Origin of the sequence: Streptomyces siamensis (assembly GCF_039543605.1) — a bacterium.
GTDB lineage: Bacteria > Actinomycetota > Actinomycetes > Streptomycetales > Streptomycetaceae > Streptomyces > Streptomyces siamensis.
In genome coordinates this window covers 260,623-274,890 of the sequence record NZ_BAABKB010000002.1, presented here as the reverse complement: position 1 = coordinate 274,890, position 14,268 = coordinate 260,623, and the positions used below count along the sequence as shown (strand labels likewise).

Genomic DNA, 14,268 nt, shown 5'->3' with positions numbered 1-14,268 from the left:
CTGGTGAGGGGACCGCAGGATGCACGAGGCACCGGAGCTGACGAGCGCGGCCGATCCCGCGTCGGAGGCCTGGCGGGCCAATGAGGAGGCGCACCGCGCGCTGGGCGAGGAGCTGCGCCGGAAGCTGGCCGCGGCCCGCCTGGGCGGCGGCGAGCGGGCCCGCGAGCGGCACACCGCGCGCGGAAAGCTGCTCCCGCGCGACCGCGTGGACACCCTCCTCGACCCCGGGTCGCCCTTCCTGGAACTGGCCCCGCTGGCCGCCGACGGGCTGTACGACGGGCAGGCACCGGCCGCGGGCGTCATCGCCGGGATCGGCAGGGTCAGCGGACGCGAGTGCGTGATCGTCGCCAACGACGCCACCGTCAAGGGCGGCACGTACTACCCGATGACGGTGAAGAAGCACCTGCGCGCCCAGGAGGTGGCCCTCGAGAACCGCCTGCCCTGCATCTATCTCGTGGACTCCGGAGGCGCCTTCCTGCCCATGCAGGACGAGGTCTTCCCCGACCGCGAGCACTTCGGGCGGATCTTCTACAACCAGGCCCGGATGTCGGGCGCCGGTATCCCGCAGATCGCGGCCGTCCTCGGCTCCTGCACGGCGGGCGGCGCCTATGTGCCCGCGATGAGCGACGAGGCCGTGATCGTGCGCAATCAGGGCACGATCTTCCTCGGCGGTCCTCCCCTGGTGAAGGCCGCCACCGGCGAGGTCGTCACCGCCGAGGAGCTGGGCGGCGGCGAGGTCCACTCGCGCGTGTCGGGCGTCACCGACCACCTGGCGGAGGACGACGCCCACGCCCTGCGGATCGTCCGGAACATCGCGGCGACCCTGCCGGCGCGCGGCCCGATGCCCTGGTCCGTGGAACCCTCGGCCGAGCCCAAGGTCGACCCGTACGGGATGTACGGCGCGGTGCCGGTCGACTCCCGCACCCCGTACGACGTGCGCGAGGTCATCGCGCGCGTGGTCGACGGCTCCCGCTTCGCCGAGTTCAAGGCGGAGTTCGGGCAGACCCTGGTCACCGGCTTCGCCCGGATCCACGGACACCCGGTCGGCATCGTCGCGAACAACGGCATCCTGTTCTCCGAGTCCGCCCAGAAGGGCGCCCACTTCATCGAGCTGTGCGACCAGCGGGGCATCCCCCTGGTGTTCCTGCAGAACATCTCCGGGTTCATGGTGGGCCGCCAGTACGAGGCGGGGGGCATCGCAAAGCACGGCGCCAAGATGGTGACGGCCGTGGCCTGTACCCGCGTCCCGAAGCTCACAGTCGTGATCGGCGGCTCGTACGGCGCGGGCAACTACTCGATGTGCGGCCGGGCCTACTCGCCGCGCTTCCTGTGGATGTGGCCCAACGCCAAGATCTCCGTGATGGGCGGCGAGCAGGCCGCTTCGGTCCTCGCGACCGTCAAGCGCGACCAGCTGGAGGGGCGTGGCGAGTCCTGGCCCGTCGAGGACGAGGAGTCCTTCAAGGCCCCGATCCGCGCCCAGTACGAACACCAGGGGAACGCCTACTACGCGACGGCCCGGCTCTGGGACGACGGCGTGATCGACCCGACGGAGACCCGGCAGGTGCTGGGACTCGCCTTGACCGCCTGCGCCAACGCGCCCCTGGGTGACCCCCAGTTCGGCGTATTCCGGATGTGAGGGGACCCATGTTTGACACGGTGCTTGTGGCCAACCGGGGCGAGATCGCCGTACGCGTCATCCGTACGCTGCGCGCGCTCGGCGTCCGCTCGGTCGCCGTCTTCTCGGACGCCGACGCCGACGCCCGGCACGTGCGCGAGGCGGACACGGCCGTACGGATCGGTCCGGCCCCGGCGGCCGAGAGCTATCTGTCCGCCGAGCGGCTGCTGGAGGCCGCGGCGCGGACCGGAGCCCAGGCGGTCCACCCCGGATACGGTTTCCTCGCGGAGAACGCGGCCTTCGCGCAGGCCTGCGCGGACGCGGGCCTCGTCTTCATCGGACCGCCCGCCTCGGCGATCGAGCTGATGGGCGACAAGATCCGCGCCAAGGAGACGGTCGAGGCGGCCGGGGTCCCGGTCGTGCCCGGTTCCAGCGGCAGCGGGCTCACCGACGCCCAGCTGGCCGAGGCCGCCCACGAGATCGGCGTGCCGGTGCTGTTGAAGCCCTCCGCGGGCGGCGGCGGCAAGGGCATGCGGCTGGTGCGCGACCCGGCGGCGCTGTCCGACGAGATCGCCGCCGCCCGGCGCGAGGCCCGCGCCTCCTTCGGCGACGACACCCTCCTCGTGGAGCGGTGGATCGACCGGCCCCGGCACATCGAGATCCAGGTCCTCGCGGACGGGCACGGCAATGTCGTGCACCTGGGCGAGCGCGAGTGCTCGCTCCAGCGCCGCCATCAGAAGATCATCGAGGAGGCGCCGAGCGTCCTGCTCGACGCGGACACCCGGGCGGCGATGGGCGAGGCGGCCGTCCAGGCGGCCCGCTCCTGCGGCTACCGCGGCGCGGGCACGGTCGAGTTCATCGTGCCCGGCGGCGACCCCTCGTCGTACTTCTTCATGGAGATGAACACCCGGCTCCAGGTCGAACACCCGGTGACCGAGCTGATCACCGGCCTCGACCTGGTCGAGTGGCAGCTGCGCGTCGCGGCGGGCGAGGCCCTGCCCTACGGACAGCAGGACGTCACGCTCACCGGACACGCGGTGGAGGCCCGCATCTGTGCCGAGGACCCGGCGCGCGGCTTCCTCCCCTCCGGCGGCACCATTCTGGCGCTGCACGAGCCCGAAGGCCCTGGCGTACGCACCGACTCGGGGCTCAGCGAGGGCACCGAGGTCGGCTCGCTGTACGACCCGATGCTGTCCAAGGTCATCGCGTACGGCCCGGACCGGGCGACCGCGCTGCGCAAGCTGCGGGCGGCACTCGCTCAGACCGTCACGCTCGGCGTCCAGACGAACGCCGGATTCCTGCGTCGACTGCTGGCCCATCCGGCGGTGGTGGCGGGCGACCTGGACACCGGGCTCGTGGAACGCGAGGCGGACTCCCTGATCGACGGCGCCGTACCGGACGAGGTGTACGAGGCCGCGGCGGCCGTGCGTCTGGACGCGCTGCGTCCCTCCGGCGAGGGCTGGACCGACCCGTTCTCCGTGCCGAGCGGCTGGCGGCTCGGCGGCGCGCCCCGGCCGGTCGGCTTCCCGCTGCGGGTGCTCGACCCGGTGGAGTACACCCCGCGCGGCGCTCACACCGTCACCGCCGACCGGGTGTCGGTGACCCTCGACGGCGTCCGCCACACCTTCCACCGCGCCGGGGACTGGCTCGGCCGTGAGGGCGACGCCTGGCACGTACGCGACCACGACCCGGTGGCCGCGTCCCTCACCGGCGCCGGCCACGCGGGCGCCGACTCCCTCACCGCGCCGATGCCCGGCACGGTGACGGTCGTGAAGGTCGCCGTGGGCGACGAGGTGGCCGCCGGGCAGAGCCTGCTGGTCGTCGAGGCGATGAAGATGGAGCACGTCATCTCCGCGCCGCACGCGGGCACCGTCAGCGAGCTGGACGTCACGCCGGGAGCGACGGTCGCCATGGACCAGGTCCTCGCGGTCATCACGCCCGCCGAGGAGGAGACGGCATGAGCACCCCCGTACCCGGCCTCCCCATGGTCGTGCCTGCGCAGGGACTCCCCGCGCGGGTCCGGATCCACGAGGTAGGCGCCCGCGACGGCCTGCAGAACGAGAAGTCGACGGTGCCGACCGAGGTCAAGGCGGAGTTCGTGCGGCGCCTCGCCGACGCGGGCCTGACCACCATCGAGGCCACCAGCTTCGTGCACCCCAAGTGGGTGCCCCAACTGGCGGACGCCGAGCAGCTGTTCCCGCTCGTCGCCGACCTGCCGGGCGTGCACCTGCCGGTCCTCGTACCGAACGAGCGCGGACTCGACCGCGCGCTCGCCCTCGGCGTGCGCCGCATCGCCGTGTTCGCCAGCGCCACCGAGTCCTTCGCGAAGGCCAACCTGAACCGCACCGTCGACGAGGCGCTCGCCATGTTCGCGCCCGTCGTGGAGAAGGCGCGCGCCCACGGGCTGCACGTCCGGGGCTATCTCTCGATGTGCTTCGGCGACCCCTGGGAGGGCGCCGTCCCCGTCCACCAGGTCGTGCGGGTCTGCAAGGCCCTCATGGACATGGGCTGCGACGAGCTGAGCCTCGGCGACACGATCGGCGTCGCGACGCCCGGTCACGTCCAGAGCCTGCTCGCCGAACTCAACGAGGAGGGCGTGCCGACCAGCGCGCTCGGCGTGCACTTCCATGACACCTACGGCCAGGCGCTCGCCAACACCCTGGCCGCCCTCCAGCACGGCGTCACGACCGTCGACGCCTCCGCGGGCGGCCTCGGCGGCTGCCCGTACGCGAAGTCCGCGACCGGCAACCTCGCCACCGAAGACCTCGTATGGATGCTCCAGGGCCTCGGTATCGACACCGGGGTCGACCTCGGCCGTCTCACCGCCACCAGCGTGTGGATGGCCGGACAACTGGGCCGACCCAGCCCGTCCCGCACCGTCAAAGCCCTCTCCCACCAGGAGTGATCCCCATGTCCCTGGACCACCGCCTCTCCCCCGAGCTCGAAGAACTCCGGCGCACGGTGGAGGAGTTCGCACACGACGTCGTGGCGCCGAAGATCGGCGACTTCTACGAGCGGCACGAGTTCCCGTACGAGATCGTGCGGGAGATGGGCCGCATGGGGCTGTTCGGCCTGCCCTTCCCCGAGGAGTACGGCGGCATGGGCGGCGACTACCTCGCCCTCGGCATCGCCCTGGAGGAGCTCGCCCGGGTCGACTCGTCCGTGGCCATCACCCTGGAGGCGGGTGTCTCCCTCGGGGCCATGCCGATCCACCTGTTCGGCACCGAGGCCCAGAAGCGGGAATGGCTCCCGCGTCTGTGCTCCGGGGAGATCCTCGGCGCGTTCGGGCTGACCGAGCCGGACGGCGGCTCGGACGCGGGCGCCACGCGCACGACGGCCCGGCTCGACCCCGACACGGACGAGTGGGTGATCAACGGCAGCAAGTGTTTCATCACCAACTCCGGTACGGACATCACGGGCCTGGTGACGGTCACCGCGGTCACCGGCCGCAAGCCCGACGGAAAGCCGGAGATCTCCTCGATCATCGTCCCGTCCGGCACCCCGGGCTTCACCGTCGCCGCCCCGTACTCCAAGGTCGGCTGGAACGCCTCGGACACCCGGGAGCTGTCGTTCTCCGACGTGCGCGTACCGGCGGCGAACCTGCTCGGCGAGCGGGGCCGCGGCTACGCGCAGTTCCTGCGGATCCTCGACGAGGGGCGCATCGCCATCGCCGCGCTCGCCACGGGACTGGCGCAGGGCTGCGTCGACGAGTCGGTGAAGTACGCCAAGGAGCGGCACGCGTTCGGGCGTCCCATCGGCGCGAACCAGGCCATCCAGTTCAAGATCGCCGACATGGAGATGAAGGCGCACACGGCCCGCGTGACATGGCGTGACGCCGCCTCCCGTCTGGTCAGCGGCGAGCCCTTCAAGAAGGAGGCGGCGCTCGCCAAGCTGTACTCGTCCACGATCGCCGTCGACAACGCCCGCGACGCCACACAGGTGCACGGCGGCTACGGCTTCATGAACGAGTACCCGGTGGCCCGTATGTGGCGCGACTCCAAGATCCTGGAGATCGGCGAGGGCACCAGCGAGGTGCAGCGCATGCTGATCGCCCGGGAGCTGGGTCTCGCGGGCTGAGCCCGAAATCGGACCGGCGGCTCCCGGACCATGCCGGGAGCCGCCGGTCCGCCGGGAGCCGAGGGCGCCCGGCGGTCCGTCAGGTCTGGTCGGAGCGCAGCCAGTCCCGGCAGTAGTTCAGCTCGGTGCCGCCCTCGAAGGTGGCGACCTCGATGCCGACGTCGTACATGCCCGCGGAGTAGCTCGCCGTGGTGCTCAGGGTCAGGCTCTCGCCGTACCCGTCGTAGTTGTGGTGCCACGGCCAGGGCGTGAGCACCCCGCCGCCGTCGTTCTTGGCGATCAGGCGGATGGCCACGTGGTGGCCGTCCGCCTTGGCGTCGTACACGGACAGGATCACGCCGAGGTTCGTCGCACCGCTGGCCCAGCCGTTGATCGTGCCGGCGCCCGACGCCGACGACGTGTCGCAGTACAGCGTGTACGAAGTCGCGGAAGCCGGCGCGGCCGACATCCCCACGGTCAGCGCGGCCCCCGCGACCGCCACTGCGAGCCCCTGCTTGTATCTGCCCACGTTCGTTCCCCTCTTCGGCTCACGGTCGGTCAACTCCGCGTGTGGCCAGAGTTGTTGATCGGAACGCTAGAGACAGCCGAAGTGATCGACAACTGATATCCGGGAGCACGCGGGGTGACTCGGACCACAGGGTGGCGCATCCCCGCTCCCCGGCACACAAACACCTGACTGCGCGTCTCCTAGCTGAACTGGGCCGGGATCATCGTGCCGGCCACGGCCGACGGCACCACCGGTGACGTCGAGTTCACCGAGGCGTCGTGCGAGAAGATCATGCGGCCCAACCAGGGCATGTACGACGCGACCGACCCCGACCTCAGGGCGTTCAGGGCGGCCGGCAGCAAGCTGATCCTGTGGCACGGCCTGGGCGATCAGCACATCCCGGCCGGTCAGGTCCGCGGCCGAGGCGAACCTCGCACCGAGGTGGCTCGGTTCGTTCCGCTCCGGGTACGAGACCGTCGGCAACTGGGTCGACGGCCGGTGGGTGGTCACCAAGGACAAGGCCTGACCGATGAGGTGACCGGAACGGCGGACCCCGGGCACGGCCCGGGTGCGGCTCGGGTGTGGAGAACCCGACGGGCCGCCGGGCACGGACCGGACGCGCGTGCCCGGCGGGGCGTGCGCGGGGCCCGGCGGGGCGTCAGACACGGTCCGGGCAGGGCGTGTCGGCGCGGCTTCGCGCCCGGGCCCGCGACCCCGCCCCCTGGACAATCGGTGAGGTTAGGCTAACCTACCTTCGAACTTGTCCGGCGGGCCCTCAGCCCCGTGCCGAAAGCAGCCACACTCATGTCCAACGCCCGTGCCACCCACCTCACCCGTCGCGGCATCCTCGCCGCCGGAGGCGCTCTCGGCCTCGGGGCCGTGCTCGCCGCCTGCGGCGACGACGACAAGAAAAACGGTGGCTCGGACTCGACGAAGGCCGCCGCCAAGTCCGGCCCCTGGACCTTCGAGGACGACCGCGGCACGACGGTGAAGACGGACAGGATCCCGGCGAACATCGTCGCGTTCACCGGTGTCGCCGCCGCCCTGTACGACTACGGCATCGAGGTCAAGGGTGTCTTCGGGCCGACCAGGACCAAGGACGGCAAGGCCGACGTCCAGGCCGGCGACATGGACGTCAGCAAGGTGACCGTGCTCGGCAACGAATGGGGTCAGTTCAACATCGAGAAGTACGCGGGCCTCGCGCCCGACGTCCTCGTCTCGACGATGTTCGACGGCGCCGGCACCCTCTGGTACGTGCCCGAGGAGTCCAAGGACAAGATCCTCAAGCTGGCACCGAGCGTCGGCATCTCCGTCTACGACGTCCAGATGCCCAAGCCGCTGGAGCGCATGCTGGCGCTCGCGGAGTCGCTGGGCGCCGACGTGAAGTCCGCCAAGATCACCGAGGCGAAGAAGAAGTTCGAGGCGGCCGCCGAGCGCCTGCGCAAGGCCGCCAAGGCCCGCCCCGAGATCAAGGTGCTGGCCGGCTCCGCGAGCCAGGACATCTTCTACGTCTCCGGCTCGAACCTCTCCATCGACCTGGAGTACTTCAAGGCGCTCGGCGTGAACATCGTCGAGCCCTCCGCGAAGGCCCTGAAGGCGAGCGGCGGCTGGTTCGAGAACCTCAGCTGGGAGAACGTCGACAAGTACCCGGCCGACGTCATCATCATGGACGACCGCACCTCGACCATCCAGCCGGCCGACATCACCGAGGCCACCTGGAAGAAGCTGCCCGCAGTGAAGGCCGGCCAGGTCATCGCGCGCACCCCCGAGCCGATCCTGTCCTACGACAAGTGCACCCCGATCCTCGACAACCTCGCCGAGGCCATCGAGAAGGCCAAGAAGGTCGCCTGAGCCCGACGGCTCCACAACAGCCCCCTGACGACGACTCAGGAGCACATATGACGACGGCCGTAGCCGCCCCGTTCCGTTTCTTCTCCCTCCAGGTGGTACGGACGAGGCGGCTCGGTCCGTCCCTGGTCCGCGTCACCTTCGCCGGCGACGATCTGCGGGCGTTCCACTCCGACGGACGCGACCAGTCGCTCTCCCTCTTCCTGCCGCACCCGGGCCAGTCCGCGCCCGTCGTCCCCGTGGAGCTGGGCGACGGCTGGTGGCAGGGCTGGCGGGACCTCCCCGACGACGTACGGGCGGTGATGCGCTCGTACACCCTGCGCGCGCTGCGGCGGAATCCCGACGAGATCGACATCGACTTCGTCCTGCACGGCGTGGAGCCGGGAGCGGCCGCACCGGCGGGCCCCGCCTCCCGCTGGGCGTCCGCGGCGGCCGCCGGCGACCGCGTGCTGCTGCTCGGGCCGGCCGTCCGCGACAACCGCGCCATCCGATTCCGTCCGCCCGAGGACTGCGACCTGGTGGTCCTGTGGGGCGACGAGACGGCGGTCCCGGCCGCCTCCGCCATCGTCGAGTCCCTCCCTCCGGGCGTCCGCGTGCGGGCCTGGCTGGAGGCCCATCACCCGGGCGACATCCAGGACCTGGAGACCCGGGCGGACGCCGAGATCACCTGGCTCGTGCGCGGCGAGACCCCGCACGACGCGGAAGGCGGCCGCGCCCCCTCCGCCCTCGAAGCCCTGCGGGCCGCGCAACTCCCGGCCGCCCGGGCCCCGTACGCGTGGATCGCGGGCGAGTCCGGTCAGGTGAAGGAGCTGCGCCGCCATCTGGTGCACGAGCGCGGCATCGACCGCAGACAGGTCACCTTCGTCGGGTACTGGCGGCGCGGGCTGAGCGAGGAAGAGCTGCGCGAGCAGGGCGAGTAGCCCTCCCGCACGGGCCGTTGATGTGACGTCGGCAGCCTGAGGGATCCGTACTCCCGGGCCTCGAACGTCGTTTCGCGCAGAGGCGCACGCACGGACGACACACGTGGGGCGGGGTCGCACGACCAACTTAGGTTAGGCTAACCTAAGTCGAACGCCGCGACTCCGTCCCGCTTCCGTTCAGTCCCCGCCCCCGTCCGCCCCGGACGCTCTCCCGCACGGAGGACCCCCACATGCGCACGCACCTGCTCAATGACACGACCGCGGATCGGTACCGCCGCTCCGTGACCGAGGGAATCGAGCGGGTGGCGGCCAAACTCGCCGCCACGGACCGACCGTTCACCGGCATCGCCGTCGACGACCTCGCCCCGCGCATCGACCGCATCGACCTGGACCGCCCGCTGCACGACACCACGGCCGTCCTCGACGAACTCGAAGAGGTCTACCTCCGCGACGCGGTCTACTTCCACCACCCGCGCTACCTCGCACACCTCAACTGCCCGGTCGTCATCCCGGCCGTGCTCGGCGAAGCCGTCCTCTCCGCGGTCAACTCCTCTCTGGACACCTGGGACCAGTCGGCCGGCGGCACGCTCATCGAGCGCAAGCTCATCGACTGGACGAACGAGCGGGTCGGCCTCGGCCCGGCGGCCGACGGCGTCTTCACCAGCGGCGGCAGCCAGTCCAACCTCCAGGCACTGCTCCTCGCCCGCGAGGAGGCCAAGTCCGACAACCCCGCGAAACTGCGGATCTTCGCCTCCGAGGTGAGCCACTTCAGCGTCAAGAAGTCCGCCAAACTCCTCGGCCTGAGCGCGGACTCCGTCGTATCGGTCCCCGTCGACCACGACAAGCGCATGCAGACGGTCGCCCTCGCCCGCGAACTGGACCGCTGCAAGCGGGACGGCCTCGTCCCCATGGCCGTCGTCGCCACCGCCGGCACCACCGACTTCGGCTCCATCGACCCGCTGCCCGAGATCGCCGAACTGTGCTCGCAGTACGGCGTCTGGATGCACGTCGACGCGGCGTACGGCTGCGGCCTGCTCACCTCGCTGAGGAACCGGGACCGCCTCGGCGGCATCGAACGCGCCGACTCCGTCACGGTCGACTACCACAAGTCCTTCTTCCAGCCGGTGAGTTCGTCCGCCCTGCTGGTCCGGGACACGGCCACCCTGCGCCACGCGACCTATCACGCGGAGTACCTGAACCCCCGCCGCATGGTCCAGGAGCGCATCCCCAACCAGGTCGACAAGTCCCTGCAGACCACCCGCCGCTTCGACGCCCTCAAGCTGTGGATGACGCTGCGCGTGATGGGCGCCGACGGCATCGGCGAACTCTTCGACGAGGTGTGCGACCTGGCGGAGGAGGGCTGGCGGATCCTCGCGGCCGACCCCCGCTTCGACGTCGTCGTCCGCCCGTCGCTGTCCACCCTCGTCTTCCGCCACATCCCGTCCGCCGTCACCGACCCGGCCGACATCGACCGCGCCAACCTGTACGCCCGCAAGGCCCTGTTCGCCTCCGGCGACGCCGTCGTCGCGGGCACCAAGGTCGGCGCCCGCCAGTACCTGAAGTTCACGTTGCTCAATCCCGAGACCACGGCGGACGACATCACCGCCGTCCTCGATCTGATCGCCGGCCACGCCGAGCAGTACCTGGGAGAGTCCCTTGACCGCGCTTCCTGAAGCCACCCGCGTCCACGACTTCGTCGGGATCGGGCTCGGTCCCTTCAACCTCGGCCTCGCCTGTCTGACCGAGCCGATCGCCGAACTGGACGGCGTCTTCCTGGAGTCCAAGCCGGACTTCGAGTGGCACTCCGGGATGTTCCTGGAGGGCGCCCACCTCCAGACGCCGTTCATGTCGGACCTGGTCACCCTCGCCGACCCGACGTCCCCCTACTCCTTCCTCAACTACCTGAAGGAATCGGGCCGTCTGTACTCGTTCTACATCCGCGAGAACTTCTACCCGCTGCGCGTCGAGTACGACGCCTACTGCCGCTGGGCCGCGTCCAAGCTGAGCAGCGTCCGCTTCGACACCACGGTCGCCGAGGTCACCTACGACGAGAGCGCCGGGGTGTACGCCGTGCGGACCCGGGACGGCGACACGTTCCGCGCCCGGCACCTGGTCCTCGGCACGGGCACCCCGCCGCACGTCCCTCAGGCCTGCGCGGACCTCGGCGGCGACTTCATCCACAACTCCCGCTACATGCAGCACAAGCAGGAGCTCCAGGCGAAGGAGTCGATCACGCTCGTCGGCAGCGGCCAGTCCGCCGCCGAGATCTACTACGACCTGCTGAGCGAGATCGACGTCCACGGCTACCAGCTGAACTGGGTCACCCGCTCCCCGCGCTTCTTCCCGCTCGAATACACCAAGCTCACTCTGGAGATGACCTCCCCGGAGTACATCGACTACTTCCACGCGCTGCCCGAGCCCACCCGGTACCGCCTCCAGACGGAACAGAAGGGCCTGTTCAAGGGCATCGACGGCGACCTGATCAACGAGATCTTCGACCTGCTGTACCAGAAGAACCTCGGCGGCCCGGTCCCCACCCGTCTGCTCACCAACTCCTCCCTCGACAGCGCCCGGTACGAGAACGGCACGTACACCCTGGGGCTGCGCCAGGAGGAGCAGGGCAAGGACTACGAGCTGCACTCCGCGGGCCTGATCCTCGCCACCGGCTACAAGTACGCCGAGCCGGAGTTCCTGAAGCCGGTCCGCGACCGGCTGCGTTACGACACGCGGGGCAACTTCGACGTGGCCCGCAACTACGCCGTCGACACCACGGGACGCGGGATCTTCCTGCAGAACGCGGGCGTCCACACGCATTCGATCACGTCGCCGGACCTCGGCATGGGCGCGTACCGCAACGCGTCCATCATCCGGGAGCTGCTCGGCACCGAGTACTACCCGGTCGAGAAGACCATCGCGTTCCAGGAGTTCGCCGTATGAGCACCGCCCTCGAAGAGACCTTCACCGTCCGCCCGCTCGACCCGGTCGAGGACGCCGAACTGCTGCACCGGTGGGTCACGCACCCCAAGGCCGCCTTCTGGATGATGCAGGAGGCGAAACTGCCGGACGTGGAGCGCGAGTACATGGCCATCGCGGCCAGCGAGCACCACGACGCGTTCCTCGGCCTGCGCGACGGCGAGCCCGTCTTCCTCATGGAGCGCTACGACCCGGCGCACGTCGAGCTCGTCGGCCTGTACGAACCGCGGCCGGGCGACGTCGGCATGCACTTCCTGGTGGCGCCGACCGACACCCCCTTGCACGGCTTCACCCGCGCCGTGATCACCGCCGTGATGCGGCACCTGTTCGCCGATCCGGCGACCGTACGCGTCGTCGTCGAGCCCGACGTGCGCAACACGGCCGTGCACGCCCTCAACGAGGCCGTCGGCTTCGTGCCCGAGCGCGAGATCCAGAAGCCGGAGAAGAAGGCGCTGCTGAGCTTCTGCACCCGCGAGCAGTTCGAGAAGGCGGTGTCCGCATGACCCTCGCCGACGCCGTCGCCCACCTCTCCCCCGAACGCTGGGCACGCGCCAACCGGCTGCTCGTCCGCAAGGCCCTCGCCGAGTTCGCCCACGAACGGCTGATCAGCCCCGAGCTGCTGCCCGACGGCCGCTACGAGGTCCGCAGCGACGACGGCCTCACCCGCTACCGCTACGCCGCCGTCGTCCGCTCGCTCGACCACTGGCAGGTGGACGCCGAGACGGTCACCCGGCACCGCGACGGAACCGAACTGCCCCTCGCCGCACTCGACTTCTTCATCGAGCTGAAGGAGTCCCTCGGTCTGAGCGACGAGGTCCTGCCGGTCTATCTGGAGGAGATCTCCTCCACGCTCTCGGGTACCTGCTTCAAACTCACCAAGCCGCAGGTCCCCTCCGCCGAGCTGGCCCGCGCCGGCTTCCAGGCGATCGAGACCGGGATGACCGAGGGCCACCCCTGTTTCGTCGCCAACAACGGGCGGCTCGGCTTCGGGGTGCACGAGTACCTCTCGTACGCGCCGGAGACCGCGAGCGCGGTCCGGCTGGTGTGGCTGGCCGCGCACCGCTCCCGGGCCGCCTTCACGGCGGGCGTGGGCATCGACTACGAGTCGTTCGTCCGTGAGGAGCTGGGCGACGGGACGGTCGAACGGTTCGCCCGCACGCTCACCGAGCAGGGCCTCGACCCCGACGACTACCTGCTCATACCCGTCCACCCCTGGCAGTGGTGGAACAAGCTGTCCGTGACCTTCGCCGCCGAGGTCGCCCGGCGGCACCTCGTCTGCCTCGGCGAGGGCGACGACGAGTACCTCGCCCAGCAGTCGATCCGGACGTTCTTCAACCGCAGCGCCCCCGGCAAGCACTATGTGAAGACCGCGCTGTCGGTCCTCAACATGGGCTTCATGCGCGGCCTGTCGGCCGCGTACATGGAGGCCACTCCGGCCATCAACGACTGGCTGGCGCAGCTCGTCGACAACGACCCGGTGCTGAAGTCCACCGGCCTGTCGATCATCCGCGAGCGTGCCGCGGTCGGCTACCGGCACCTGGAGTACGAGGCCGCCACCGACCGCTACTCCCCGTACCGCAAGATGCTCGCCGCGCTGTGGCGGGAGAGCCCGGTGCCCTCGCTCCAGGACGGCGAGACCCTGGCCACCATGGCCTGCCTCCTCCATGTCGACCACGAGGGCGCTTCGTTCGCGGGCGCGCTGATCGAGCAATCGGGGCTGACCCCGGTGGAATGGCTGCGCCGCTATCTGCGCGCCTACCTGACCCCGCTGCTGCACAGCTTCTACGCGTACGACCTCGTCTACATGCCGCACGGCGAGAACGTCATCCTGGTCCTGGAGGACGGCGCGGTGCGGCGCGCGATCTACAAGGACATCGCCGAGGAGATCGCGGTGATGGACCCGGACGCGGTGCTGCCGCCCTCCGTCGAGCGGATCCGGGTCGACGTCCCCGACGACATGAAGCTGCTGTCCCTGTTCACGGACGTCTTCGACTGCTTCTTCCGCTTCCTCGCGGCGAACCTCGCCGCCGAGGGCGTCCTGGACGAGGCGGACTTCTGGCGGACGGTCGCCGGGTGCGTGCGCGACTACCAGGACGCGGCGCCCGAACTCGCCGACAAGTTCCGGCAGTACGACATGTTCGCGCCCGAGTTCGCGCTGTCCTGCCTCAACCGGCTCCAGCTGCGCGACAACAGGCAGATGGTGGACCTGGCCGACCCGTCCGGCGCGCTCCAGCTGGTCGGGAACCTCAAGAACCCCATCGCGGGGTTCTGAGCCGGACGGACGGGCGTCCCGGAGTACGGTCCTCCGGGACGCCCGTCGATCTCGTCGTGCCGCCGGCCGCGGACGG

General features: G+C 70.5%; 11 protein-coding genes. 10 read left to right on the top strand and 1 reads right to left on the bottom strand.

Going from position 1 to position 14,268, the window contains the following annotated elements:
- Positions 1–19: 19 nt before the first annotated feature.
- The 4 genes from ABEB03_RS04005 to ABEB03_RS03990 are packed head-to-tail and all read left to right on the top strand — an operon-like array spanning position 20 to position 5,692.
- Entirely contained in the window at positions 20–1,636 is a 1,617-nt protein-coding gene (locus ABEB03_RS04005) for a carboxyl transferase domain-containing protein (RefSeq protein WP_345641205.1), read from the top strand.
- 8 nt (positions 1,637–1,644) lie between these two features.
- Positions 1,645–3,576: an acetyl/propionyl/methylcrotonyl-CoA carboxylase subunit alpha gene (locus tag ABEB03_RS04000; RefSeq protein ID WP_345641202.1), complete on the top strand. Its 1,932-nt coding sequence runs from the start codon at positions 1,645–1,647 to the stop codon at positions 3,574–3,576.
- On the top strand, positions 3,573–4,520 hold the full coding sequence (locus tag ABEB03_RS03995; RefSeq protein WP_345641199.1) for a hydroxymethylglutaryl-CoA lyase: 948 nt from the start codon (positions 3,573–3,575) through the stop codon (positions 4,518–4,520). Before ABEB03_RS04000 ends, ABEB03_RS03995 begins: the two co-directional genes overlap by 4 nt.
- An 11-nt stretch (positions 4,521–4,531) precedes the next feature.
- Positions 4,532–5,692 carry an acyl-CoA dehydrogenase family protein gene (locus ABEB03_RS03990; protein ID WP_095934673.1) on the top strand — a complete coding sequence of 387 codons (1,161 nt, stop codon included), beginning with the start codon at positions 4,532–4,534 and terminating at the stop codon, positions 5,690–5,692.
- A gap of 79 nt (positions 5,693–5,771) precedes the next feature.
- Here ABEB03_RS03990 and ABEB03_RS03985 read toward each other — a convergent pair whose 3' ends face one another.
- A complete protein-coding gene (locus ABEB03_RS03985) occupies positions 5,772–6,200 on the bottom strand; it encodes a hypothetical protein (RefSeq protein ID WP_345641196.1) in 429 nt (142 codons plus the stop codon).
- Positions 6,201–6,983: 783 nt separating this feature from the next.
- Between ABEB03_RS03985 and ABEB03_RS03980 the strand changes: the two genes are divergently transcribed.
- From ABEB03_RS03980 to ABEB03_RS03955, 6 genes are all read left to right on the top strand, one after another.
- A complete protein-coding gene (locus ABEB03_RS03980; protein WP_345641193.1) occupies positions 6,984–8,030 on the top strand; it encodes an ABC transporter substrate-binding protein in 1,047 nt (348 codons plus the stop codon).
- A 47-nt stretch (positions 8,031–8,077) separates the two neighbouring features.
- Positions 8,078–8,947, top strand: coding sequence for a siderophore-interacting protein (locus ABEB03_RS03975; protein WP_345641190.1), 870 nt, complete (start codon positions 8,078–8,080; stop codon positions 8,945–8,947).
- Positions 8,948–9,177: 230 nt separating this feature from the next.
- Complete coding sequence (desA, locus tag ABEB03_RS03970) at positions 9,178–10,620, top strand: lysine decarboxylase DesA (RefSeq protein WP_345641188.1); 1,443 nt, start codon at positions 9,178–9,180, stop codon at positions 10,618–10,620.
- Positions 10,604–11,884, top strand: a complete 1,281-nt coding sequence (locus tag ABEB03_RS03965; RefSeq protein ID WP_345641185.1) for a lysine N(6)-hydroxylase/L-ornithine N(5)-oxygenase family protein — start codon at positions 10,604–10,606, stop codon at positions 11,882–11,884. The genes desA and ABEB03_RS03965 overlap by 17 nt, the downstream gene beginning before the upstream one ends.
- Complete coding sequence (locus ABEB03_RS03960; protein WP_345641182.1) at positions 11,881–12,423, top strand: GNAT family N-acetyltransferase; 543 nt, start codon at positions 11,881–11,883, stop codon at positions 12,421–12,423. The genes ABEB03_RS03965 and ABEB03_RS03960 overlap by 4 nt, the downstream gene beginning before the upstream one ends.
- Positions 12,420–14,192, top strand: coding sequence for an IucA/IucC family protein (locus ABEB03_RS03955; protein ID WP_345641179.1), 1,773 nt, complete (start codon positions 12,420–12,422; stop codon positions 14,190–14,192). Before ABEB03_RS03960 ends, ABEB03_RS03955 begins: the two co-directional genes overlap by 4 nt.
- Positions 14,193–14,268 lie beyond the last annotated feature (76 nt).